At 45.7% G+C, this 25,153-nt stretch carries 22 protein-coding genes and 1 pseudogene; 1 reads left to right on the top strand and 22 read right to left on the bottom strand.

Annotated elements, in window-relative coordinates; genetic code table 11:
• Positions 1–135: 135 nt before the first annotated feature.
• The 12 genes from ACFQ3J_RS17775 to ACFQ3J_RS17720 all read right to left on the bottom strand — a co-directional run bounded on the left by ACFQ3J_RS17775 (position 136) and on the right by ACFQ3J_RS17720 (position 11,994).
• Positions 136–1,467 (bottom strand): hemolysin family protein, encoded by a 1,332-nt coding sequence (locus tag ACFQ3J_RS17775; RefSeq protein WP_091160899.1) that lies wholly within the window; start codon positions 1,465–1,467, stop codon positions 136–138.
• Between the two features lie 262 nt (positions 1,468–1,729).
• Complete coding sequence (locus tag ACFQ3J_RS17770) at positions 1,730–2,551, bottom strand: uroporphyrinogen-III synthase (RefSeq protein WP_251582912.1); 822 nt, start codon at positions 2,549–2,551, stop codon at positions 1,730–1,732.
• 145 nt (positions 2,552–2,696) lie between these two features.
• Complete coding sequence (locus ACFQ3J_RS17765) at positions 2,697–3,878, bottom strand: GerAB/ArcD/ProY family transporter (protein ID WP_251582913.1); 1,182 nt, start codon at positions 3,876–3,878, stop codon at positions 2,697–2,699.
• Positions 3,879–3,901: 23 nt separating this feature from the next.
• Positions 3,902–4,129, bottom strand: coding sequence for a hypothetical protein (locus ACFQ3J_RS17760; RefSeq protein WP_091160904.1), 228 nt, complete (start codon positions 4,127–4,129; stop codon positions 3,902–3,904).
• Complete coding sequence (locus ACFQ3J_RS17755; RefSeq protein ID WP_251582914.1) at positions 4,126–5,307, bottom strand: Ger(x)C family spore germination protein; 1,182 nt, start codon at positions 5,305–5,307, stop codon at positions 4,126–4,128. Before ACFQ3J_RS17755 ends, ACFQ3J_RS17760 begins: the two co-directional genes overlap by 4 nt.
• 8 nt (positions 5,308–5,315) lie before the next feature.
• Positions 5,316–6,989 carry a spore germination protein gene (locus ACFQ3J_RS17750; RefSeq protein WP_251582915.1) on the bottom strand — a complete coding sequence of 558 codons (1,674 nt, stop codon included), beginning with the start codon at positions 6,987–6,989 and terminating at the stop codon, positions 5,316–5,318.
• A gap of 186 nt (positions 6,990–7,175) precedes the next feature.
• Positions 7,176–7,589 (bottom strand): DoxX family protein, encoded by a 414-nt coding sequence (locus ACFQ3J_RS17745; protein WP_170862562.1) that lies wholly within the window; start codon positions 7,587–7,589, stop codon positions 7,176–7,178.
• Between the two features lie 26 nt (positions 7,590–7,615).
• Positions 7,616–8,488, bottom strand: a complete 873-nt coding sequence (locus ACFQ3J_RS17740) for a M56 family metallopeptidase (protein WP_091160909.1) — start codon at positions 8,486–8,488, stop codon at positions 7,616–7,618.
• Positions 8,488–8,904, bottom strand: coding sequence for a BlaI/MecI/CopY family transcriptional regulator (locus ACFQ3J_RS17735; RefSeq protein ID WP_091160910.1), 417 nt, complete (start codon positions 8,902–8,904; stop codon positions 8,488–8,490). Before ACFQ3J_RS17735 ends, ACFQ3J_RS17740 begins: the two co-directional genes overlap by 1 nt.
• A gap of 183 nt (positions 8,905–9,087) precedes the next feature.
• On the bottom strand, positions 9,088–10,551 hold the full coding sequence (locus ACFQ3J_RS17730) for a catalase (RefSeq protein ID WP_091160911.1): 1,464 nt from the start codon (positions 10,549–10,551) through the stop codon (positions 9,088–9,090).
• A gap of 256 nt (positions 10,552–10,807) precedes the next feature.
• Positions 10,808–11,620 carry a response regulator transcription factor gene (locus ACFQ3J_RS17725; protein WP_170862563.1) on the bottom strand — a complete coding sequence of 271 codons (813 nt, stop codon included), beginning with the start codon at positions 11,618–11,620 and terminating at the stop codon, positions 10,808–10,810.
• Positions 11,599–11,994 (bottom strand): Fur family transcriptional regulator, encoded by a 396-nt coding sequence (locus ACFQ3J_RS17720; protein ID WP_091160915.1) that lies wholly within the window; start codon positions 11,992–11,994, stop codon positions 11,599–11,601. The genes ACFQ3J_RS17725 and ACFQ3J_RS17720 overlap by 22 nt, the downstream gene beginning before the upstream one ends.
• Before the next feature lie 161 nt (positions 11,995–12,155).
• On the opposite strand from ACFQ3J_RS17720, the gene ACFQ3J_RS17715 reads away from it, so the two are divergent.
• The gene (locus tag ACFQ3J_RS17715; RefSeq protein WP_251582916.1) at positions 12,156–12,479 is read left to right on the top strand and encodes a hypothetical protein; all 324 of its coding nucleotides are present in this window, start codon (positions 12,156–12,158) and stop codon (positions 12,477–12,479) included.
• On the opposite strand, the gene ACFQ3J_RS17710 is transcribed toward ACFQ3J_RS17715, so the two are convergent.
• From ACFQ3J_RS17710 to ACFQ3J_RS17665, 10 genes and pseudogenes are all read right to left on the bottom strand, one after another.
• Positions 12,396–13,499, bottom strand: coding sequence for a GerAB/ArcD/ProY family transporter (locus ACFQ3J_RS17710; protein WP_251582917.1), 1,104 nt, complete (start codon positions 13,497–13,499; stop codon positions 12,396–12,398). The two genes, ACFQ3J_RS17715 and ACFQ3J_RS17710, sit on opposite strands and share 84 nt — an antisense overlap.
• 3 nt (positions 13,500–13,502) lie before the next feature.
• Positions 13,503–14,717 carry a Ger(x)C family spore germination protein gene (locus ACFQ3J_RS17705; RefSeq protein WP_170862564.1) on the bottom strand — a complete coding sequence of 405 codons (1,215 nt, stop codon included), beginning with the start codon at positions 14,715–14,717 and terminating at the stop codon, positions 13,503–13,505.
• A 1-nt stretch (position 14,718) separates the two neighbouring features.
• Positions 14,719–16,575, bottom strand: coding sequence for a spore germination protein (locus tag ACFQ3J_RS17700; protein ID WP_251582918.1), 1,857 nt, complete (start codon positions 16,573–16,575; stop codon positions 14,719–14,721).
• A gap of 151 nt (positions 16,576–16,726) precedes the next feature.
• Entirely contained in the window at positions 16,727–17,683 is a 957-nt protein-coding gene (locus ACFQ3J_RS17695; protein WP_091160922.1) for an aldo/keto reductase family protein, read from the bottom strand.
• Between the two features lie 208 nt (positions 17,684–17,891).
• Positions 17,892–18,176 (bottom strand): annotated as a pseudogene (locus ACFQ3J_RS17690) (DUF350 domain-containing protein); the annotation flags it as partial.
• The gene (locus ACFQ3J_RS17685) at positions 18,107–18,301 is read right to left on the bottom strand and encodes a hypothetical protein (protein WP_251582920.1); all 195 of its coding nucleotides are present in this window, start codon (positions 18,299–18,301) and stop codon (positions 18,107–18,109) included. The pseudogene ACFQ3J_RS17690 and the gene ACFQ3J_RS17685, both read right to left, overlap by 70 nt.
• Positions 18,279–18,467, bottom strand: coding sequence for a hypothetical protein (locus ACFQ3J_RS17680; protein WP_251582921.1), 189 nt, complete (start codon positions 18,465–18,467; stop codon positions 18,279–18,281). The genes ACFQ3J_RS17685 and ACFQ3J_RS17680 overlap by 23 nt, the downstream gene beginning before the upstream one ends.
• A gap of 121 nt (positions 18,468–18,588) precedes the next feature.
• Positions 18,589–21,012, bottom strand: coding sequence for an EAL domain-containing protein (locus ACFQ3J_RS17675; protein WP_251582922.1), 2,424 nt, complete (start codon positions 21,010–21,012; stop codon positions 18,589–18,591).
• 134 nt (positions 21,013–21,146) lie between these two features.
• Positions 21,147–22,796 carry an extracellular solute-binding protein gene (locus ACFQ3J_RS17670; RefSeq protein WP_251582923.1) on the bottom strand — a complete coding sequence of 550 codons (1,650 nt, stop codon included), beginning with the start codon at positions 22,794–22,796 and terminating at the stop codon, positions 21,147–21,149.
• A 15-nt stretch (positions 22,797–22,811) separates the two neighbouring features.
• Positions 22,812–25,148, bottom strand: coding sequence for a helix-turn-helix domain-containing protein (locus ACFQ3J_RS17665; protein WP_251582924.1), 2,337 nt, complete (start codon positions 25,146–25,148; stop codon positions 22,812–22,814).
• Between the last annotated feature and the right edge of the window lie 5 nt (positions 25,149–25,153).

Below are 25,153 nucleotides of genomic sequence, written 5' to 3'. Positions count from 1 at the left end.
ATCGATAAGCTAAATCCACCATTTGTATTCGGCTGATTCACATGAAAAATACGAACCAAGCTGGGCTTATACCTTAGCCGGTTCGTATCTAATTTCGCGAATGAATCCCTTATTCCTTTAATATCTATGAATTCATCAAGCTTCTATGAGTTCATTCTCCACATCACCATCGGGAAGCTTCTTGACGAGAATTTTGCGGATTCGCTGCTTGCCCACTTCCTCGACCTTATAACGGAATCCGCGATAATCGAACTCTGGATGCTCCTGCTTGGTTGGAATTCTTCCGAGCGTTCCAATCATGAAGCCGCTAAGGGTCTCGTACTCATCCTCAGGCAAGCTGGCTCTAACGATATCAGCCACTTCATCCAGACGGGCTGTTCCGTTAAACGAGTAGGTCACCTCATCTATGGCTTCATAAATAGATTCATCCTCATCATATTCATCGTATATCAAGCCCACAATCTCTTCGATGAGGTCTTCAATGGTAATGATACCGGCAGTACCTCCGTATTCGTCAACCACGATGGCCATATGCACATGATTCTGCTGAAGCTCTTCAAGCAGATCATCACCCTTTTTGGTTTCTGACACAAAGTAAGCCGGCCGAATGATATCCTTAAGCTGTCTTGGATTCGTATTATCCTTCTTGAACTGCATAATCAGGTCCTTCACATGCAAGATCCCGATTACATTATCAATGCGTTCCTCAAATACCGGGAAGCGTGTATACTGCTCAGATTGAACCATATCCAGCACATCATCAAAAGGCGTATCAACGGAAATGGAAACCATGTCTGTACGGTGTGTCATCATATCGGATACCGTTTTATTATCAAAATCAAAAATATTGTGAATGATCATTTTCTCACTTTGCTGAATTGTGCCTCGTTCAAGACCGGTATCCACCAGCATCCGAATTTCTTCCTCAGAAGCTTCCTCCTCCTCCGAATTCGGATCAATTCCGAACAAGCGTACGGTTACGTTCGTTGATGCAGTGAGCAGCTTGACGAATGGAGCCACGATCTTCGACAGCATACTAAGTGGTCCAACGACGGCAAGCGCGATCGACTCCGCCTTTTTCATCGCAATCCGTTTAGGCACAAGCTCGCCGAATACAAGCGTGAAGTATGACAGAATGAGTGTAATGACAATAACAGAGATCGAAGACAGAAGAGAAGGAGCAACATCCACTCCGATTGAGATCAAATAATTGACCAGCAAGGACGCGAATTTATCGGCCGCAAAGGCACTGTTCAAGAACCCGGCCAGCGTAATCCCGATCTGGATCGTGGATAAGAAGCCTGTCGGCTCCTCTACTAATTTCTCGAGTTTCTGAGCTCGCTTATTTCCTTCCAGGGATAGGACCCGAATGCGATTATCATTGATGGAGATCAATGCCATTTCAGATGCAGCAAAAAAAGCATTGACCACTAGAAGCACGAGGATGACGATGATGTCAAATAACAAGGGTTGCACCTCCCAGAGATATCAATAAATCTGACAGCGCCTATATCGGGTAGATCAGGTCATCCGTCGAAATATGTATATTTTTCAAGGTAATATGAAATCGAATTCTAATTCTTACTCATTTCTAAACACAAATACAGGATCTTTAAACTTTGAGTCATCAAACCAGGATTACTGTACTAAGAAAAATAGAGAAAACACCTCACCTCTTGAACATCAGGTAAGGTGTCATAAGGAATAGCATGTGACAAAGCCTGCTTCCTTATACTGTCTTCTGCTCTGCAAAATACTTGCCCAGCGCAACCATCATACTGCCCATTCGCTCCTCAGCCGGGATGACCTTGGGTTCAACCCCTTCTTCGATCATCGCCTGAGCTGTCACCTTGCCTACAGCCGCCGCTACAATGTCATGTTCAAGCCGCTGTTTCATCTGCTCAAGCTTCCCATGCTGTTCAGCATATTTCACCAAAAAACGGATTTGGGGCGCACTGGTAAAGGTGATTGCATCAATCTGCTTATCCAAAATTTCGGATAACAATAGAGCAAGGTCGTGCTCCTCAGGTGGAACGTGCCGGTAAGGCAAGACCTGAATAATCTCGTGTACCCCTTGATCGGAGAGCCATGCCATAAGGCGCGGCGCTGATTCACCATGCAGCTGAACAAGAACTCTTTTGCCTTCAAGCGGATATGCCGCTAGCTCACGAATAAGGCCTGAAGTGCTTCCATCGTCATCCCTTACAACCGGCTTAAGCCCTCTTTTGCGCAAAGCATTCACCGTCTTGTATCCTCTTGCAGCAATTTGGGACTTCGAGAGCGCCGCAGTAAGAGCCTCCTCTACGCCCATTTGTTCCGCCTTACTAAAGATAGCATCGAGCCCCATTCCCGTTGTCAACAAGGTCCATTCCGGCGGATGCTTCACCCAGGCCTTTATGCTGCTCTCCAGATGCTCGTCATCGAGAAAAACAGTACCTTGCGCCGGGCGCAGCACCGGAGTTCCGCCCAGCTTCTCAATAATCATCGACATTTCCTCTGACTTTCGAGGACCTGCCAGCGCTACTTTTTTGCCAAGCAAATTCTGAGCCATGTTTTTTACCCCCTTTCTCTATACAGCTATACAAAGTCTTGTATCTAGTATATAAGGAGCTTGGCCCAGAAGAAAGTAATTCCAGAAGTTATATATGGATTCATGAAGAGCCTTGGGAGCCTGAAGCCGGGTTTGCGCCCCCTTTTTATGAGTTTTTACCTTTTTGGTAGGACTGCTGGTTCTGAGACGACTCGTTCTGAGCAGACTGCTTATTCGGATTAGTCTCGTTCTTTTTCTTCTTGGACGGCCAGAAGATAAGGAAGATCAGCACAGGCATGACTACAGTAAAGAAGAGCACGATAGCTGACCATTCCCGATCGAACTTGAACAGCTGTATGGAATCCTTGAAGAACCAGAAGGCACATACATATCCGAGCAATATAATCGGCCCCTGCATCATGCGTCCTGATATATTTTTGTCCAGACTGCCCATACCGTAGCAAATAACATACGTGTTAAAAGCAACCTTCGTCATATGTATAGGGAGAATCGCAGCAGCCAGAAACATGTCGAACCGGTCCAAAAAGTCACTGATCTGTACTTGACGGACAAGCTCGTGTGACGGATAGGTGATTCTGGGGATGATCGGCAATCCGATAATCAGAATCATAATAATAATATCTAATACAAGAAGGAAAAAAGCGAAGGAGACGCCTTTTACAGCGGATTTCAGCTTAAAGCTCTCTCTACCGAAAATAAAAGGCAATATAATGACCTCTCCTGCGTATGAGAAATAATACCATGCACCATTCATGACTCCGACCATATCCACAGGTAAGAACGGCTTCAAATAGTGAAAATCAAGTGCTCCAGATACAAAGAGTGGTATGGTGAATATAGTGATGATTAGAATGGGCATAAAAATTTCTGTCATGCCGACAACCGATTTCATCCCGCCCCTAATAATAAAACCGGACATAGAGAAGATGCACAGCAAAATAATCATGACTGGAGTAAGCGGCAGAAGCGTAGTATCCACATATTCGGTCAGCAGTCTCGCATCCCTTGCCAAAATGTAGAAATAATAGAAGATGTACAACACTACAATCACTCTCCCAATAAATGGCTGGCGTCCGATCATAGCCTGAAACAAATTCTGGCTGCCGAAGCGGCGCTGTGTCTTCGACAGCAGCCAGATGCAAATCAGGAGGATGAGATACACCAGAATAATGCATAAGTAGGCATGCTGCTGTCCAAATTGCACAATGTCGGATGGAGAGTGAACCAAGGTCATCGGCAGTGTGACCATGATGATCATGAGAACAAGCTGCCTTTCTGTTATAGGCCTTGCATCATTTTTCTTGACCTGTTTTTTTGTTTCACTCATTAAATTTGCACCTACCTTTCTTCTTACTCAGATGGGACGGGAATGTAGGGGTACATCCACTGCGAGATCAGATATGCCGGATGGATTACCGGAAACGGTGATAGCGTATAGATCCATATTCCGATGCTTAATCCTATAATTACATAAGAGATCACGCGGTTTATCGGCCTATAGTTTTTCAAATTCTTGTGATCCTTCAGCACGATAATCAGACTAAACACTAGCACTGCCGACAGGGCCAAGAGGTTCATCTCTCAATATCCTCCTTTTTCACAGCAAATGGACTTGTGGCCGCTCCATTATTCTCAAGCCGATATTCTGCCTCTACATCAAAAGTGATGTTCGGATAAATTTCGTACCAGCGATCTCGTATTTTGGACCATACCTGCGGCTTTTCCGTCCTAATAATTCGACCCAGACCCAGTACATCAGATTTATAGTTTTGAAGCAGCTTAAGATCATGAGAAATCTTCTCTTTCATCAGTTTATTCATTTTCCGCTCAAGCTCCATAATATTACCCTCGTTATTGGTATCGTAGTTGGATTCATTCGTCGTCATGGACATCCTTCCACCCGTGTAAATATGAAAATGAATATCTTCCCCGTTCACAATTGGCTTGATTTTCGTATGATTTGCTCTGATTAGAAAGAAGACTTTTCCTTCTCCACGAGGTACTGTTATCGGAAGCTCCAGTGTTCTGGCCTGATCCATCGCCACGAGAATGCCATGAGTATCCTGCTTCTTGATAATCCCCGTCAATTTATCGTCATGGAACACAGCGACTCCACCAATTCCGATATTTTTATGGGGCTTGTCTATCTTTTCCGGCACACTGTTTACCGTTTCCACAAGTGGCATAATCGGATCAATTCCGTCTTCAAGCATAAGATTGACTACGGTCTTGAGCGTCCAAGGCTTGCTAAGGTACGAGAAGACAAGCTCGCGCACGACTTCACCCGGATATTGCTCAATGGTTGGTTCTCCATTAAGCACTTCGTATGCATTTCCTTCCGTTACGACAGGAAGAGCGGATAATCGGTTCTCCGGAAGGCGCCCAATAGAATCCAGGGCCTCCGCTATTCCTTCACGGGCCAGCCCCTCTCCAAACAGTAATGATCTGCGATGGGAGAAATACAGCTTGCGAGATGTGCTCGTTTGCTCCTTTAAAATTACTCCCCTTACGGTTTCACTGACATTTGACTTCAGGAACCATGGATTCTTGTTTCCACCTCCACCTCCACTCCCACCGTTTGATCCCGCGAGCATACCGGGGATGGTGATTTGCAGGGTGACCCGATATTTATCCTCCTCTTTATCAAGCGCTGTACCAACAACAAAGGCGATATCGTTAATCTCTCTGCGATCCCAGCAGCCTGTTACTAATGTGCATAGAAGCACTATAACTATAGCTTTGGACAATCTGTTCATCAGCCCACTTACCACCCTTCATCCGAGTTAGGAGACCCGTTCATTCCCTTGCTCATGCGCTTGCGTTCATGATTGGGTGTAGAAGACGGCTTAAACACCATTTTCCACCAAGGCACCCGCATGATGATATCTTTTGTTTCGCCTTTACGGTAAGGACTCAAACCAAGCAGGTAGGGTTGACCAAATGAAGTGAGCTGTGTCAGATGTGCCGAGATTAAGACTGTACCAATAACGATTCCGAATAGACCTAAGGTTCCAGCCAACACCATTATCGGAAACCGAAGCAGCCGAAGTGTAATCGCAAAGTTAAACCTCGGAATGGTGAAGGAGGCGATCCCTGTCATAGATACGATGATAACCATTGGAGCAGACACGATGCCTGCCGTCACAGCTGCCTGACCGATCACAAGCGCCCCGAGAATACTCACGGCCTGTCCGACTGCTTTTGGCAAGCGCACGCCGGCCTCCCGCAAGGCTTCAAACGAAATTTCCATGACCATGGCCTCGACTAGTGCCGGAAAAGGGATGGCTTCACGGGCAGCCGCAATACTGATAATCAGCGTTATCGGCAGCATGTCCTGATGAAAGGTTGTTATCGCGATATATAGAGCAGGAAGAAATAATGCCACCATCATGAAGAAGAAACGGATCCACCGCAAAAAGTTACTGATAAAGAATCGTTCATAATAATCCTCACTCGCCTGAAGCATCTGCCACATCGTTACAGGTCCGAGTAAGGCAAAGGGAGTCCCATCTACCAAAATGCAGAATCTTCCTTCCAGCAAGTTGGCAACCACCGTGTCTGGTCTCTCCGTATAGTGGAGCTGAGGAAATGGAGAAAATGGATGATCCTCGATCAATTCCTCGATATAGCCTGATTCAAGCACCCCATCAATATTAATTTTCTTAACACGCTGCCGAACATCATCGATTAACTCGTCACGGGCGATCCCTTTAATATAAGCAAGCACGACACTTGTCTTCGTTTCCGTCCCGAGCGTGAAATTTTCCATTTTGAGCATGGGCGTTTTCAGCTTGAATCGGATCAGCCCCGTGTTCGCACGAATCATTTCAGTGAACCCTTCACGCGGCCCCCTGACAACACCCTCTGTCTGTGGCTCTTGTACTGTACGCCGAAGCCCACCCTTTAGATCAAACAGCAGTGCTTCGTCATTACCTTCAACCAGCACAAGCACACAGCCATTGGTTACACCATCTACAGCTTCACGCCAGATATTGGCCTTCTTCACATGCGACAGCGAAATAGGAACCTTCTCAAGCTCGATGTCCTGAGATGCTCCCTGATCATTTGCCAGATCAATTCCTCTTACGAGAGGCAGTATGATATGATCCTGTACTTCAAGAGAGTTAACGATTCCTTCCAAATACGAAAGACATACGTCAGGATATCCGTCATGCTTGATCTCGCGGAACACGAAGTCAGAGCAATCCTTGAACACCTCTTGAAGAACCTCAAGGTTCGACTTCAAATCCTGTACAATAGGTAATTTCAACTGTGGAAGCTCGGGAACTCCTTTGTCCTCATTGGAGGTATCCGCAGCTTGCTTCGAATTCTCCTGTTCGGAACCTGACTCTCCTGAATCATGCTTCTCTGATTGTTTCTCTTTCTCTGAAACTTCATCCTCGGAGCCTTGCTTCACTTCGTCCTTCTCGCTGCTCATGACTGCTCACCTCTCTTGTTGCGGCGAATTTTTAAATTTCATCCATTTTCTGAAAGATAGCATGCAACCATTAGCACCAATTTATGCAAACAGAGATTTTGCATAGCTTAACAAAATTGAATTATGAAAAACCAAAAAAAAGACTCTGCCAATGCAGAGTCTCCCATTACGCTATATAAAATGTGATTATCTGCGGCTTCGTCTTCTAAACAGGCTGTCCGCTGCTACATATCTGCTGCCCGCTACCGCGAGTGTCAACGCCATCCCAATTAGAGCGGTATCCAGCTCATACCCGCCTACAAACGGAGCACCCGTCTTCGCGGTAAAGATCGCCACAACCAGAATGATGACAAAAATGAGGCTGATCCATCTCGTAAACAGTCCGATGATAAGCAGAAGCCCGCCGAAAAATTCAGCTAAAGCGACGAATGTTGCCATAAAGCCAGGAAGGCCAAGGGTCACAAAATAGCTCTCCGTCCCTTCCATTCCCTGAAATTTGACAACTCCGTGTGCCAAGAAGATTAATCCCAGCACCAGCCTGGTAATCAACAGTCCAATCTCCATGTTGCGGGTATGGCTATAATTGTTGTTATTATACATTTGATTTCATTTCCTCCTTCTGCTTGTTAATAATGTACATAATTGAACAGTATGGATAAGGCAGTCATGACAATAAGGGATATTGCGATATTCCGTTTGGAATAAGGAAGCAACAGCTCTTTGTCAGGCTCCAAAATTCTGGAGATTCGGTCATTAATGGATACATCTGCAGCGAATGGCGAAACGACGGCTCCAGTAAACATGGGGTGATCCCGGCGAGCTGCATCAGATTTAATCATCTTGATTAATGCGCCTCCGATTCCAACGGCAGAGCCTGACTGCTTGATCGCATAATTGTCGGCCAGTATCTCTCTGACAATCTTATAATTAGATAATATGTTTTTTAGTATAGGTACATATCCAAGGATGGATACACTGAGCGTAAGCAAAAAAGTCTTGAGCGGGTCATAATGACGCAGATGATAGTATTCATGATAGAGTACTGCGGTTAATTCCTGCTCATCCAGCATGTCAATAAGCCCGGTAGACAACACGATTCTTCTACGAAACATACCGAATGCAAGCGCAACAGGCTCGGCACCCGATATGACGATCAGCTGATGCTCCAAGTGAAGATGTTTATACTGTGAAACCAGCTTCTTGGACATAGTATCATCCTTAAGCCACCGTATGTACTTATGCACATTCATTGTTCTTACAGCATGCTTGAACATATAGAATCCCATGAGAAAGAACGTGCTCATTACCAATACATTCAACAAGTGAATCAGAGACCATAAGCCAAGCTCATTCATCCAGTGCGTGCACCAGGTCAACAAATTAAATGAAATAGGAATATCCCATAACATATGAAGACCGTACAGCCCCATCTGAGTAAAAATCGCAGCCATGATCGCCATGCCGACAGAGAATAAGGCGAGAGAACGATGGGTCCACATCACTGTATCTCCTTCTTCCACTGTTCAATCTTTTGCTCCAGCCGTGATATGAGATCTGGGTCAGCCTCTTCGACGGCATCCAGCATATGAGCAACAGCAATGGAACCAAACTGATCCATAAGCTCCTGTGTAAGCTCCTTGGATTGAGTGTTCATGAACTCTTCTCTGCTCTCGACAGGAGCATACATCGATGTTCTTCCCTGCATTTTCTTCAGGAGCACACCCTTATCAACAAGCCGGTTCATGACGGTCATCACGGTATTAAAGTTCATTACCTTATCCTCGACCAGCTTCATCTGCACTTCCTTGATGCTAAGCGGTCCATGACTCCACAATACATCCATAATCCTTGCTTCCAGCGGTCCAAAAAAACGGTTCAGTCCCTGCTCTCCAACTTTGAAGTGACTTATCTTCATGGCACACCCCTTCCACACTACTCATTGTAATGTCATATGATCTGTTGTCAACCGTATGAGACAAACAATAATAGCCATGCAGGAATTGGATCTCCCGCATGGCTATTTTAATAATGTGTCCATTTCATAATGCACTAGTGGCTATCATCAAGAGATATATGAAATAGATTCTAATAGATTTAATTAAACTTCTTCGGTTACTTTCACTTCAACAGATAAACCCAGTCCTTCTGCAATACGTGCTCCGTATTCGGCATCTGCTTTGTAGAAGTGCTCGATTTGACGGCGTTTGATCTCATCGGATTCTACCGGCATCATCGAACCTACGATATTCGCGACCAAGCGAGTACGCTCATCTTCGCTTAACAGACGGTAGAGATCCCCAGCTTGAGAGTAATGATCATCACTGTTGTAGGATACTTGTGCTGCTTCTCCTGTAACTTCAAACGGAGTTTGTTTTGCGCTAGGATCCTCGAATGGTCCACCGAAGCTGTTTGGCTCGTAATACATCGAACGGCCACCGTTATCGCCTGTCGCCATGAAGCCGTCACGCTGATGATGATGAACCGGGCATTTAGGAGCGTTCACTGGCAATTGGTTGTGGTTCGCACCTACACGGTAGCGGTGTGCGTCACCGTATGCAAACAAACGACCTTGAAGCAATTTGTCAGGAGATGCCTCAATACCAGGCACAAATGAACCCGGCGTGAAGGTAGCCTGCTCAACTTCAGCAAAATAGTTCTCTGGATTGCGATTAAGCGTCATCGTTCCAACTTCAATCAGAGGATAGTCTTTTTGAGACCAGACTTTGGTCACATCAAACGCATCGTAGCGATACGTATTCGCATCTTCAATCGGCATAATTTGAACATACAGCGTCCAGGAAGGGAAGTCCCCATTCTCGATCGCGTTGAACAAATCTTCTGTATGATAATCAGGATTCACGCCTGCAATTTGTTCTGCTGTAGCGTTATCCAGGTTTTTGATCCCTTGGTTCGTTTTGAAGTGATATTTAACCCATACCGCTTGACCTTCAGCATTCACCCATTTGAAGGTATGGCTTCCGAATCCATGCATATGTCTCCAAGTTGCAGGGATACCGCGGTCAGACATCAGAATCGTCACTTGATGCAATGCTTCAGGAGACAGAGACCAGAAATCCCAAACGGAGTTCGGGTTCTTCAAGTGTGTGCGCGGATCTCTCTTTTGGGTATGAATGAAATCAGGGAATTTGATCGCATCACGGATGAAGAATACAGGCGTATTATTACCTACCAGATCGTAGTTACCTTCTTCTGTATAGAACTTCACAGCAAATCCGCGTGGATCGCGCTGAGTATCGGCTGCACCGAGCTCACCTGCTACAGTGGAGAAACGAATGAACATATCTGTTTCTTTGCCCACACCGTTGAACAGCTTTGCTTTTGTGTACTTGGACATATCATTTGTAACTTTAAAAGTACCGAATGCTCCGCCGCCTTTGGCATGTACGACACGCTCAGGAATACGCTCACGGTTGAAATGAGCCAGTTTTTCAAGCAAATGCACATCCTGAATCAAAGTTGGCCCACGATGGCCTGCAGTCATTGAGTTTTGGTTGTCTCCTACGGGAGCACCCCAGCTCGTCGTTAAACGTTGGTTTGTCATTCTGCTGCACCTCTCTAATTTTAGTTTATTTATATGTGTATTTAGATCTGATCTAAATTTATGTATAGATTGTAGCATGGCTGCCGATCGGCTTGCATGAGGAACAAATGAACTTTTGAGAGCGGTGCATGAACCTTATTTGTATCACATGAAGAATGGTGAAGATTATGGAAATTTCATGAATATCCCCAGTTCACAAAATAAAAAGAAGTCTTTAAATGAACAGTCGAGTGAACTGTCATCTAAAGACTTCCTTCTAGTCGGCAAGCCGGTAGCCGACTCCTCTTACGGTAATGATATATTTAGGTGCTACTGCTTGATCACCAAGCTTCTTGCGTAGACTCTTGATATGAACATCAACGACATTGCTGCCTCCGGTAAAGTCCGTCTCCCATACTCTTGAGAGCATTTCCTCGCGAGAAACGACAGAACCCCTCGCATTCATGAGAATGAGCAGCAAATCATATTCGGTCTTGGTCAGATGAATCTGGTTGTCCTGCTTATACACAAGCATGCGTTCCGTGTCTACTCTGAGGTCCTTGCAGACGATGCAATCACTGCTGTTCGGCTTGGCTGGTTGGTGACTCCGAGGTGTCCCGCGGCTAATAATCCGCTGAACATGATACAGCGCCTCATGGGGACGCCCAGGCCAAACAAGCAGCTCTTCCTGAAGCAGCTCCGGAGCTGCTCCTCTAATGAAGTTCTCACTAACCAAGAACAAGGTCTGTCCAGAAGTTGAATTCTTCAGCTTGAGCTGCAAATCAAGTGCATCCATCTCATCATATGACGTCACATCATAGATCAAGAGGTCATGGGGAATGCTTCCGTATAGATCTGGTTCGAGCCGATGGAACATCATTACGTCAAAGCAGCGATCCGTCAGCAGTTTCACCAGATCGTGAACTTGATTCAGCACGGGACTTACCAGCAGGATACGCTTCGTCACAGCACAGAACGGCACCACAGGTTCTTCTGCTAGATTAAACATTTGAACGGCCTTGTCTTGTGATATACGAATTGAAGCGTAAGGATACTGATTTACGTTCGCTATTTCTGCTTGCTTTTGCATTCTGGACATACACCTCCAAATACAACATGTGCATAATCAATTTCATAACCTGTCTCTTTCGCTACCGATTCAGTCCAGCTGTCAGGCACATCCGTCATCACTTCGTCAACCTTGCCGCATACTTCACAAATAATATGTTGATGATCATCTGTTCTAGCATCGTATCTGCTGGCTGTTTCGCCCAGCTTGAGCTCTTGAATCAATTCCTTCTCCACCAGATATCGTAGGGAATTGTACACCGTACCATACGCCAGGTTATATCCTTCTTGGGACAGCATCGTCATCACTTCTGCTGCCGTAGGGTGACTATGTGATTTGCGCACGACATCATAAACCGCTTGACGCTGCGTCGTCAAATTTAATGTTTTAGCCATAAGATCATCAGATCTCCTTCTATATGAAAAGAACTTATTTTTAGATTAAGTATAAATCTAATATCATAGGTAGTCAATCCCTGTATAAATCCCATTATGAACACAAAAAATAGGCTGACAAACCTTCCGGATTCACATAACCAAATTGAGGAGATGCACATATGCTCAAAGCTGCAGGTGCTTTTATTGTTTTGTCCTTGCTTACCATCGCATTTGATATTGCCACCGATCTCTTATTCGGACACGGTTCAATTGACTCTGCCTTTAATATTGATAATTATATTCTCCGCCCGGCAGAGAAAAACACGCTGAAGCTTTTCGGGGCTGTCGTCTTCCTGCACTTCTGTGGTAAGCCTATAGGTAAAGGTTTGTTATATCTGTTTAAACTAATCAACAAACCGTTACGTTCCAATGCTCCCCCGCTGTCTTCGCTTATGAATCCAAGCGGCTACAAGCAGCAGGCTGGGAAAAAAGAACAAAAATAAAGGGTGTACATAGTAGAATGCGAGTACACCGAACTCGATCTGAAAGATATAGTTTCTCGCCATGCCGTAGGACCATACCAAGAAAATGAAGGCCACCGGAATGACAAGCTTACGGTAAGGGACATTAAAAATATCCGATGCTCCGATCAGTACAGCCGTGAAATATAATGCAACTCTGTAAAAGTTAGTAATAATCATCGTCATCACGACCAAAATATCTACCCGCTGGATAAAGTCGGAGATTTGAATGGTACTAATTGTTGATAATATGGGAAAAGGCGATCCCTTCGCTATATTGACTCCCAAAGAAGCAATATTCAGAAACATCGTCTGCGAGATGAGCAAACCTCCGATTATGATGGAAATTACGCCGATATAGCCTCCTTTCTCAGGTCTGCGCATATAAGGCAGCAGCATCAAAAAGAGAATCATTTCGCCAAAGGGAACGATGAGTGTATCCGTCGTAATGGCCTCCCATAGGGGTCCAATCCCATCATCCAGAATCGGAAGGACATAATCGATATGAACTGAATCCGAAGCAAACAGCAGGATATTGATAATGAAGAAAATAGATAAAATAAAAACCATCAATAGTACTGCTGTTCGTGCCAATACCTCAAAACCTAAATAGGTTACATAAGCCACACAGCAAACCATGAGTGTTGTAATGATGACAAGGGGCGTATTGTTCAGCAAAATGATGTTTATGAGATTGGACCCATCCCGTAAATTACGGGAGCCAATGTACATGAAATAGATGACATACAATAAACCGATGGCGACCCCCACATATTTACCCAGCAATTTCCGGCTAATCGCCGTCAAGGGAAGTGTAGGGAAATGCCTGGATATAGATGCATAGGACCAGAACAATGCTGCTCCTAAGAACATACCGATAAGTGAAGCGAGCCATGCATCCCTGCCTGCCGAAAAACCTAAATTAAGAACCGCAGCGACCCCTATTTCGAACATAAACATTAAGGAAATCATTTGCCCCGTACTGATCTGGTTTCTATTCATCCCTTAATCCTCTCCTCCGCTGCTATATGGATTCGTACGTGTTAATGTGTTCATAATGACCGACTTTACATCCACTTCAACTTCACTTTTCGAAAATTTCTCTGACCAGTCATCACTTTCTTCCCAAGCCTTATATTCAGGAGAATACTCCTTCTCAAGCGCATAGCCAAAACCAAGCACATCCGTGCCTGCCTTCTGTGCTGCGGTTACAGCTGACATGACAATCTCTTTGGTCTTCTCACTCCAGGTTTTTTCATAGATCTCTATAACCTTGCCTTCATCCAGTTTCAGAGGACATGTCACCTCATTAATCGTGCCTTCCTGCTTCACATCAATATGAAAATGGGGTGTCCCGTCGATAACTGATGCTTTAATACTGGATTTATAGAAGTTGGCTTCAATCGCAACCACTTCAGCGGGATCGATATGACAGGTCAGATTGGTCATTGATTTCTTCGATCTGTTCTTAATAATTGCAAGACCTAAGGGCTCGTCTTCTTCCATCCAGCCAACCAGTTTATCTCCCTTGAACATGGCCATACCATCCAATTCCGTATAGGCAGAAATATAGGAGCTCTCTGTATTTTTTCTCTGTGTGCCTACTCTTTTATCCCCTTTTACCTTAACACCGCTGATCGTGGGTCCACCGCCCGGAACGATCATTCCCCGGATCGTATCATCCACCTCAGAAGAGAAGTTATGAGAATATTGATTGGACGAGAACCTTACCTTCTCCGCAATATTATTTGCTGTAATCGGGCTTACAGGACTTGTAACGGCAAGCACGTCTTTAGCTTTGGAGCCTTTTGCTATCAGAATCTGCATCGTCATTCGCGTTTCTGGATCGCGCTCAATAAGATCGATAAATCTACCGATCCCTACATCCCTTGCCATATCCTCACTGATAATGGCGACTTCAGCATGAGAGCCAGATGAACGCCTTGGAATCTTCTGCGACATTTTACTGATTACTTCCTGCATGGATCTTCCTTGGTCAGAGAACATAAAAGCTGGCGTTGTGCCGATTCCCCTATTGCCTGACACCTCATTCGGCACTACGGCCTGAAAGGAAAATTCATATAGTCCCGGAGCATCGCCACGATCCATAGCAAAACCGGAAAGAATCAGGCGATCCTTCAGCTCAACCGCATCCCAACAACCGGTTAGACTGGCAGACATCAAGATGAGGTTGAAAATAAGCAGCAGCTTCCGTTTCATATCAAGATCCTTTCTGTTTGTTTTTCCTTGCACTTTCATTCTTATCATCCGTTTTATCCGCTGTAACAGGTCCATCCTCTGTTACCACGTTATATTCACCACTCCGGCTGCCAGGTCTCTGCTTCATCAGAGAAACAGGAAGCCTAAGCACCGCGTCCTTCTGCTGCTTAAGCACGAAGGGACTGAATGGTGTCATATACGGAACACCGAAGGATCTCAGACTATTCATGTGGGCGAGCAGTGCAATCAGTCCAAGCATGATGCCATACAAGCCAAAGGTTGCAGCCAGTACAATAAACCCGAAGCGGAATATGCGCCCTGCAATTGCCATTGTATAGGTGGGGATTGCAAAGCTCGCAATGCCTGTCATCGCGATAACAATGGTGAGTAGTGGACTCACAATACCTGCTTCTACTGCCGCTTGACCTAACACAAGACCGCCGACGATATTGGCCGCCTGACCCACGACGCGCGGCATTCGCACCCCTGCTTCACGCAGGAGCTCGAAGATGGTCTCCAAAATAATCGCCTCAACGAAGGATGGGAAGGGTATTGCTTCGCGCTGAGATATAAGGCTGTACAAGAGCGAGCTTGGAATCAGCTGATAATGAAAGGTCGTCATGGCGATATACAGCGAAGGCCCCAGCAGCAAAATGATGAAGCTGATAATTCTCAACAGGCGGAGCAGTGTCGCAATATCGTTCCGATCCGAATAATCTGCTGCACTTTGAAAAAAGTGGATAAACACAGTAGGAACAATCAGTACAAATGGGCTCCCATCAACAACAAGAACGACCCGCCCTTCAAGTAGACGGACTGCGGTCGTGTCAGGCCGCTCCGTGCTGTACACCGTTGGGAACGGCGTTACCGACTTATCCTGAATAAGCTCCTCTATGTTGGTAGAATCAAAGATCCCGTCAATTTGAATTTCATCAAGTCTCCGAAATACCTCGGCCACGACATCTTCATCTGCAATTCCGTCCATATAAACAATGGCGACACGTGTGTTGGACTTATAGCCGATCGTTTTGTAGGTAACTCGCAAATCCGGACTATGGATTCTTCTGCGCAGAAGGGATACGTTGATCGATAAAGTCTCAACAAACCCTTCCTTCGGTCCACGGACTACGGACTCCGTCTGTGATTCTGTAATGGCACGGAATTCTCCGCCGGCTGTAACGATATGAAGCACATCCGTGCTATCCTCGGTCAACACCAAAGTGTTTCCAAGCAGCAGCTTGTCCATCATATCTGCCCAGTCTTTGCAGTACTCCACAGTACCCAGGCTGAATACTCTTTTCGTCAGCCCTTCCTTCAGAATACTCTTGCTATCTTTACCTTCGGTGATTTCATTTATCTTAAATTCAGTATTCAGTAAAGAACGAATAATAAAGTCATTAATCGTTTCTTCCTTTACCAAACTACTGATATATACGATCGCAATTGCGATACTGGGATGACTTCCAACCTCCAGCCTTCGAACCGTGACATCACTGCTGTTCCCATTTTGGATAAGGATCCCGTCAAGCATCTGGTTAAGGTTTCCGCTGAGTTCATCTAGCTTAACTTGAGGAGCTTGAGAGTCTGGAGGAACTGGTGAGCCAGATGAAGCTTCGTTATTTGGGATAACAGGACTCCCTGACTCGTCCAGCTGCTGCTGAGACTGCTGCTCCGTGGAAGCCTCCGCGGACTGGGCTGCGTTTTGATCATAGTCCTGACTGTTATCGCTGCTTATATGCTGAGATGTTCCTTGCTCCTTATTTTGGACTGAATCCCCGCTTGAATCTGTCGTATGTTGGTCATTGGACGATTTCGGTTTGAGCTTTTTTAAATATTCACTGCGACGATGACGCTTCATGCTGCTCCCCTCACTTCCAAAAAACGTATATACTGATTCTAACCATCCAGTATTTACTTTATGTATGGATTCATAAAACGACAAAAAAGCTTCCTGAATATTTCAGGAAGCTTCTGCTTATATACGCTGAGCTAATGAACAATTCTATGCATTAACCACTTACTGACGTTCTGGTGAGAATTCCTTCGATCCGTTCCAGAACATCCGCCTCCAGTTCAATTCCAGAAGCGTCGATATTTTCTTTCACCTGCTCCGGACGGCTTGCACCCACGAGTGCACTGGATACATTTTGCTGACGCAGAATCCAGGCAAGGGCCAGCTGCCCCACCTTAATATTAAGCTCACCAGCGATGTCGATTAACTGCTGAACCTTCTCAATCCGCTCAGGGCTCATTTTCTTATCATCCCATCCAAGCTTTGCGGCGCGACTGTCTTCCGGAATGCGGTCTGTTACGTTATATTTACCTGTCAGCAGCCCCTGTGCCAGCGGAGAATATACGACTTGTCCGATCCCCTTCTGCTCTCCAAGCGGAATAATCTCATCTTCAATGTACCGCTCAAACATATTATAAATAGGCTGGTTCACAACGATCCGATCAAGCAAATAACGATCCGCAAGACCAAGCGCTGCCTCCATCTGAGCTGCTGTCCACTGGCTGACTCCAACATACAGCACTTTGCCTTGACGAACCAGATCATCCAGCGCTCTTAATGTCTCCAGCAGTGGCGTCTCCGAATGGAACCGGTGGCAATAATAAATATCTACATAATCAGTGCCGAGCCTTCTAAGGCTTGCTTCACATTGCTCCATAATATGCTTACGGGAGAGGCCCTGATCATTCGGACCTTCGCCCATCTTACCGAATACCTTGGTAGCCAGCACATAGGATTCCCTTGCGTAATTCTTTAGCGTCTTGCCCAGCAGCTCTTCTGCTGCTCCGCGTTCATATACATTGGCTGAATCAAAGAAGTTAATCCCGGCATCGAATGCGGTTTCAATGGAACGAACTGCATTCTCCTGCTCAACGTATCCTCCATACGTGAGCCAGCTTCCAAGACTGATCTCGCTGACCTTCACACCGCTGCCACCTAATCTCCGGTACTTCATGCGTGCCATTCCTCCCTTGAAAAATATGTATCTATTTCCTTTTTAATATAAACCTTCGGCCTTAAAATGAAAAGGAAATCCTATATGTAAAATTACCTGCATAAGAGCAAATGGCTGATGGGCTTGCATATGTATCAGTAAGCGATCTGCCACAGGATGATGAAATAAGAAAAAATCCGGTACTCCATTGTACCGGATAAGGTCTAACTTATAACAAAAACGTTCCTATTACCAGGGATACCCCGATAATAATTGAACGAAGTAATTGAGCCACCGCCATATTGCCTTTCTCAATTTCTTCACATACTTTGAACTTCGGCGTTACAAAATCAAATATAAGATATACAAGAATAAGTACAACAATACCTACGACAGACCAGATCAGCATATCCACCCAAGAGTGCGTGCTGAAGGAGACCATAGCTACAATAATGCACAGCCCAAGCAGCTTGCTGCCCATGTATACCCCTGCTGCTTCATTCCCGCCTCTAATCGAGGGATATTCAGCTCTGTCGATTGGAAGGAACGCCCCTTCCACAACGTATATTCACAAGCAATACTGCCAGACGATACTTGATAAGCATCGAATGCGGCTTCATACATTATTTGCTTTTCCATAGCTGTATTCGTCCGAATTGAATTTCTTCACATAGATGAAATGACGATGTCCATCTTCAGATTCGTTAGCCGTATGCTCATACAACTCGCCGCGAATAATCGTTGCATTCACCAGCTTGCGGACAAACAGCTCATCTTGAGGCATGAAGCTGAGTGAGCGGTTCAATCACTTTCTTATCCAACTCAGACCAGTGCTGAGGTTACAAAAATTTTCAAAATTTCCTTTAACACCTTTTATATTGATATGGATTTATGCAAAATTTTGATTGTTGAGAACGGTTTGACGATCATGGAGTAAGATAGACTCTTTCCAGCTCACTTGCAGGCAGAGGACGGCTGAAGTAATACCCTTGAACCTCTCTGCAATTATGCCGGCATAGAATATCCAGCTGATCCTTCGTTTCGATTCCTTCCGCAATGACATTCAAATTCAAATGATGCGCCATATCAATGATACTCGCGACAATCGCTTTATCGTTATCATTGTGGGCAATATCTTGAATAAAGGAACGGTCGATCTTCAACTTGTTGATGGGCAGTTTTTTTAAGTAGCTTAGCGAGCTGTAGCCGGTTCCGAAATCATCCAGACTTATTTTAATGCCCAGGCTGGCTAGTTCCTTGAGCACTCCGCTGGATATCTCCGGATTCATCATCAGGCTTTCGGTAATTTCCAGCTCCAAGTACTTGGCCTCAAGTCCGGTCTTCTCAATGACATCCTTAATCTGCTGTGTCAGGCCCGAATGATAGAACTGATGAGATGACAGGTTGACGGCTACTGAAATCAGCGGCCCACCTGATGCATGCCAAGACTGCATTTGGCGGCACGCCTCGTATAATACCCTAGACTCCAGCTCCATGATTAATCCGGTATCCTCTGCTACAGGAACGAAGAGGCCTGGAGGCAGTATACCCTTCGTCGGATGATTCCACCTTACAAGGGCTTCGACCCCGATAATGGATTCATCGTCGGCCCTGATCTGAGGCTGATAATGAAGTAAAAATTCATCGCGCTCCAATGCTCTGCGCAGGTCAGCTTCCAGCTCTACCCGCTGTTCCACCTGGGCATTCAGCTCACAGGAGAAGAAACGGTAGCCGTTCTTCCCGTTCTTCTTCGCTTCGTACATGGCCGTATCGGCATTCTTCATTAGCTGGATAGCGTCCTTCCCATGGACGGGATATGCCGTAATTCCAATACTGGTCGAGACGTAATAGCTGTTTCCCTTCATATCATAAGGCTTACTAATCACTGCCATTAACCGTTCAGCCAGCTCTGCAGCATCTGACTCATCTGAATAGTCAAGCAACAATATGGAGAACTCGTCTCCGCCGATTCGCCCCACTACCACACTCTTGTCCATGGTATGATGAACGATCCTCTTGCTCATCTCCTTCAGAAGGAGATCCCCGTATAAATGTCCCAGCGAATCATTGATGATCTTAAACCGATCGAGATCCATTACCATTAATACAAATGGCTGTGTCTCACTGTTCTCCTTGTCAATGAGATCAGCAAGCACTTTATTAAACATTCTTCGATTAGGCAATCCGGTCAGATCATCGTGAAATGCAAGAAATTGATTTCTCTCCTTCACTTGCTTCTCATAGGTAACATCCTTGACGATGATGTAGTGCCCCGTAACTGTCCCCTCAATGATGACAGGCACATGCACCATGTTAAGATCAACACGGCTTCCCATTCGATTATAGATGACCGATTCGTAGCTGAGCTTCTCTCCTGCTACGGATTTCTTATACATCTCCCGAACTCTCTCTCGCTCACCAGGGTCAAAAATGGGAAGAATCTCTTTAATATGCAGGTTCTTCAGCTCTTCTCCTCTTACCCCCGTGATTCGCTCGACCGCAGGATTAAATCCAATAATGTAATGGTCCAAATTAACCGAGATTACTCCATCCTGATTGTTATCATAGAGGGACTTATACCATCGTTCTTGTTCCCGTCTTTCCATCTCCTGAGTGGAGAATCTTCGTGACACATACAGCCCGATCATAGAGAGACCCAGTGTAAGCAAGGCTCCGCCAGCAATGAGATAACCAAGCCATGTTTGATTGAGCTGAGCTCCCGTTCGGTTCATATGCGTATGATTCATGTCGTACTCTGTTCCCATCATGCCGATATAGTGCATACCGAAGATCGCAGCTCCCATGAAGAACGCACCACCGAGTTTTTTCAAATACCAACTCTTCGTATACTTTGTATGTTTGACAAAATAAAAGGAGAGCCACAGGGCAGCAACAGAAGCCAGAAAAGCAACGAGAACGGATAGAACAATATAAACCGGGTTGTAATAAAGACCTATATCCATAGCCTCCATCCCCATATAATGCATAGAGGCGATCCCAGCTGCAATGATGCTTGCTCCCAGATATAATCGCGTTTTGGTCAATGATCCATATACTACTAGATACAAGGTGACAAACGAAGCGCCGATACCGACCACAATAGAAGCCAGAATAAGCATTAAATCATAGTTAATGGTTAGGTGATTAGATCCGGCCATTGTACCAACAAAATGCATGGACCATACACCCAGCCCCAAGACAATGGCTCCGTACACAAGCCAGGCCCGGTTTGCTCTCTTCGACCTGTTAAGGGTTCCCGCCAAGGTCAATACGTTGTAGGATGAGACTACAGCGATCAGATACGAGAATAATACGAGCAATTGGTCAACAGAATGTTCATTGTGTTCCATGGAAGTCCCTCTTTCATTTGTCATAAGCACCAATGAATAATATATCGTCCAATAAAATGCAAAAAGTAACATTATGAGTCACCATTTAATCAACAAAGAAGCCTTAATTCGTTTAATAACGAACTAAGGCTTCTTTAAGGAATACACACACTGCTGTTATAACGGTCAAGCGCTTGCTGCTGAATAGCAATGGCCTGCTCAATATTCATTGATTTCAGCTGCTGTATATAGCTGTCAAACTCGGAAAGAGGCTCAATACCCATGATCATCTTGAGAGACACTGCATCAACGTGCTTGTTCACCTCCTGCATAATTGCGGACAGCTCCGCATTCTCCATCTCCGACTTTGGCAGTGCAGGCAGAAGATGAAGTGAGGCATCCGTATCTGCCCAGATCTGGATGGCCTCCTTCTGTTCAGGCAATGTGTAATACTGCTCCAAATAACGAATGTCCTGTACGAAAGGTCCAAAATAGCTGGCACGCGTGTACATTGCGAGCGCCTGTGACGGGGAGAGCTTATCCTTATTGTTCAGAATAAGATCCGTGTAAGTCGGATATCCATCGATCATTTCATAGCTCAAGCCTTCAATTCCAAAGTTAAACAGCAAGTGTCCTTCTTCTCCATAACCGTAATCAAGCATTCGTACCGCTGCCTCTGCATTTTGAATGCTGCCTGACAGCGCTACCCCGCCGCTGTTGCCCACCACAGGAGCAAGCTGCCCGAACTTGGGGCGCATCCCCTCACGAAGGACTGGATAAGGAGCTGCGATCAGTTCTGCAGAAGGCGTCTCTTCTCTGATCTTCGGCAGCCACGTCCCAATACCCGCTCCTGCATTCCATATAGCTGCACCGCTCCTCTCCATGGTCATGTTCATATCCTGGGTCTCGGTATCGGTTGTTGCAAAATGCTTGTCGATGAGTCCTTCCGCATACCACGATTGGAATAAAGCCAGAAACTGCTTATATTCAGGCTCCATGGGCCCGAATTTCACTATTCCTTCCTCCATGTAGAAGCCTTTTCTTATACCGTAGGCTCCAACGAAGCCTCCGCCCTCGATTCCCGATAATGGGCTTGAATTACCGAGGATGGTAAGCGGAGCCGGGGCTCCCTTTTTCTCTTTGAAGGCTGTCAGCACTGTATGCCACTCCTCGATCGTCTCAGGAACAGGCAGCCTAAGCTCATCCAGCCAATCCTTCCGTAGGATAGGGCCCTGATAGGTTCGCAGCTTATCATCTGCCTGAATGAACGGGAAGGCATAATAGCTTCCATCTGCCGTCTTGATTTGACGATCGATGTCCGGATGGTCTTCCAGAAACTGTTTGAAATGAGGAGCATGCTCCTCAACGAGCTCATTCAATCGAAGGATAATGCCGTCATGAATCGCTTTCTCCGGTCCCCCAGGATAGTTCATCCATTCATACTCGATCATATCCGGCAAATGACCGGATGCGATCATCACATTAAATGCTTCCTTTCCTTGATTGAGGGGCGGATTAATATACGTAAGATTCACGCCCGTTCTCCGCTTCCACTCCTGAAAAAAAGGAATATCCTCCAGATTGGATTTGATACTTGCTGCGTTATTGCTTAGGCCTGCCCAATACGTTAGACTCGCCTCGTCATCCAAGACATCATCCGGATCAGTTTGATCAAGTTCAGCCATACTCATTAGAGAAAATTCATTTTTTCCTATATTCAGCATACAGGCGGACAGCATGAGCATGGTTAGAGCAGCTAGAGCAGCGATCCAACCTCTCTGATATCGTAGCAGCCAGCTTCCCATTCATGTGCCTCCTTTCTAATAAAGCTCCTTGTATTTGCCAGGCGTAATCCCTTCGTACTTTTTGAATACTCTGATGAATGTTGCAGCATCGTTATAGCCTACATGCTTGGAGATATCATTGATCGAATCCTGCTTGGCAGTAATCATCCTCTTGGCCTGCTCGATCCGATATTTGTGGATGCAATCAAGCAGACCTTCTCCTGTCTGCGATCTAAACAGCTTGGACAGATAACTCCCCTTCAGCTCGAAATGCTCTCCAATTGAATTCACATTCAAATTCATATCCTGGTAATTCTCTTCGATGTAGCTCGTGACCTGTGCCGTTAAACGCATCAGGCTGTCTTCTCTCTCCTGCGTGATACTAAGTGCACGCTTGGCTGCTGCATAAGAGCAAACCTCTTCTAACAGTGACTCCAGCGCCTTACGCATCTCCTGGATCGTATCACAATCGGTAATGTGTTCAATGAAGCGCGGATTTCTCTCCATTATGCTCCGATCGACCTCGTTAATCGCCTTCATCATTGTTGCAGCAAGGTTGTACATCAGACACCGAGCAATCGTTAAGGACATTACCGGCTTGTTAAAGTTGCGGTCTGTTATTTCTTTCATATAATCGGTCGCTTGATCCACTTCTCCGGCCTTAATCAGATTAATTAGCTGCTGCTCGACCTGCAGCGGATAGTAGTAGCCGTATTGATCTTCCAGGACACCCTCTATTCGGATATCCTCATGCTGGATGATCCCGCTCTTGCCGAGCACCATCTTATATTCCATCGCATCCACAGCCTCTTGATAGGCTGTAGCGATCCCAATCCATGAGCTGTGTCTGCCGCTGATCGATACGGTTATTTCCATCTCATATCGATGCAGGAACTCCTTTGCTTCTGACGCAATAGCATGGAGATCAGCCGCCGCCTCGCAAGAATCCGCTTTCAAATTAACGAGGCAAACCATCATATCATCTACCTCGGCTACGTATCCTACATGCTGATGCGTATGCACCAATTCTTCTACCACATTGGAAACAATAAGCTGGATGAGCTTTCTCCGTTCATTAATATCAATACCCGGAAGCTTCTCGTACAAGCTCTCTTCATTCTCCACGTCAAACAAAATAACAGCGAAATCCTGCGATTGCAGCGGCATGTGAAAGGAACGAAAGGCATCCTCATACGGGACAAGTGTATCCGGTCTGCCCTTCAGCAAACGATTAATCAAGTTGGATCTTAATACCTGTTCATGCTTGTGCAGCCGCATCGTGATTTCATCATGCTTCGTTCTCGTTTGTAAGACAGCCTCTTGAATAAAACGCAGCTCATTGCCCTCCTGGGGCTCTTCTGGTCCATTGTGATCTGTCAGCGCACGTACCAGCTGCTGGATCGGCGAATAGTTCCTTCTCATGAAAAACCAGGTGATGAGTATCGCACTGATGATGCTCACAGCGATGCTGATATAAGTAAAGCTGCGGACATATTCGGCTTTTTCCCAATAGATCCGGCTTGGGATAATGAGCGCATATTTCAAGTCCGATACGGCCGATGGAATGTAGAATATTTCAGATTCGCCCGCTGTTGATGCGGATAACTCCACCCGTTCCCCCTTCAGGAATGGAGCAAGCTCAGGTGCATCCGGACGAGTAGACATCAGCACTTCATTGTTGTCATTCAGAATGAGCAGCAGCCCTTCATTGAAGCCGGCAATGCTATCCAGCGGCTTCTGAAATCGGGTTATATCGGCCATAACGACCACACTTCCGGTATCTCTGCCATTTAAGCCCTTGGGCAGATGAGTGATATAGGCAATCGATGACGGAAGCTCCGTGTTATTCATATGAGGCAGTACCGCGAACCGGTTCGGGCCGGGACGCTGGACTGTATTTTTCCAGTTCTCATAGGTGAGAGTGCCTGTATCATGCAGCGTTCTAAACGCCGTTTCCATATCCCGGACATTTCCCGAACGGAGGACAGAATGGTCGCTGTCCAGCACAATGTAGAACTCGTCAATAGAGGCATAGGATGTTTTGTACAGCTTGAACTGCTGAACTAATTGATAGGAAATATAGGAAGATTCCTCAGAAGAAATATTGGAGTACATCAGTGTCTGCAGGTTCGAATTCCAGGTCATCTCCATACTCAGACGCTTCATCAGATCAATCTGGTTATCGATTGTATATCTGACTTGCTTCAGAAGCGAATCATTCGCCCGGTCGATCTCACCCTTCAGTGTGCCGCTTGCCTGAAAGTAGATTACAAGACTAATGATGATCGGTATAAAAAGGACTGCCGTATAAGAAACAAGCCAGGTGACAATGATGCTCTCACGCTTTTGCCACAAATGTTGAATGTTCCTCAATAGTC

The sequence above is a fragment of the Paenibacillus provencensis genome, from assembly GCF_042678545.1.
GTDB classification, from domain to species: Bacteria; Bacillota; Bacilli; order Paenibacillales; family Paenibacillaceae; genus Paenibacillus; species Paenibacillus provencensis.
Note: the sequence above shows the minus strand (reverse complement) of the source record. Positions and strands in the feature narration are given on the sequence as shown.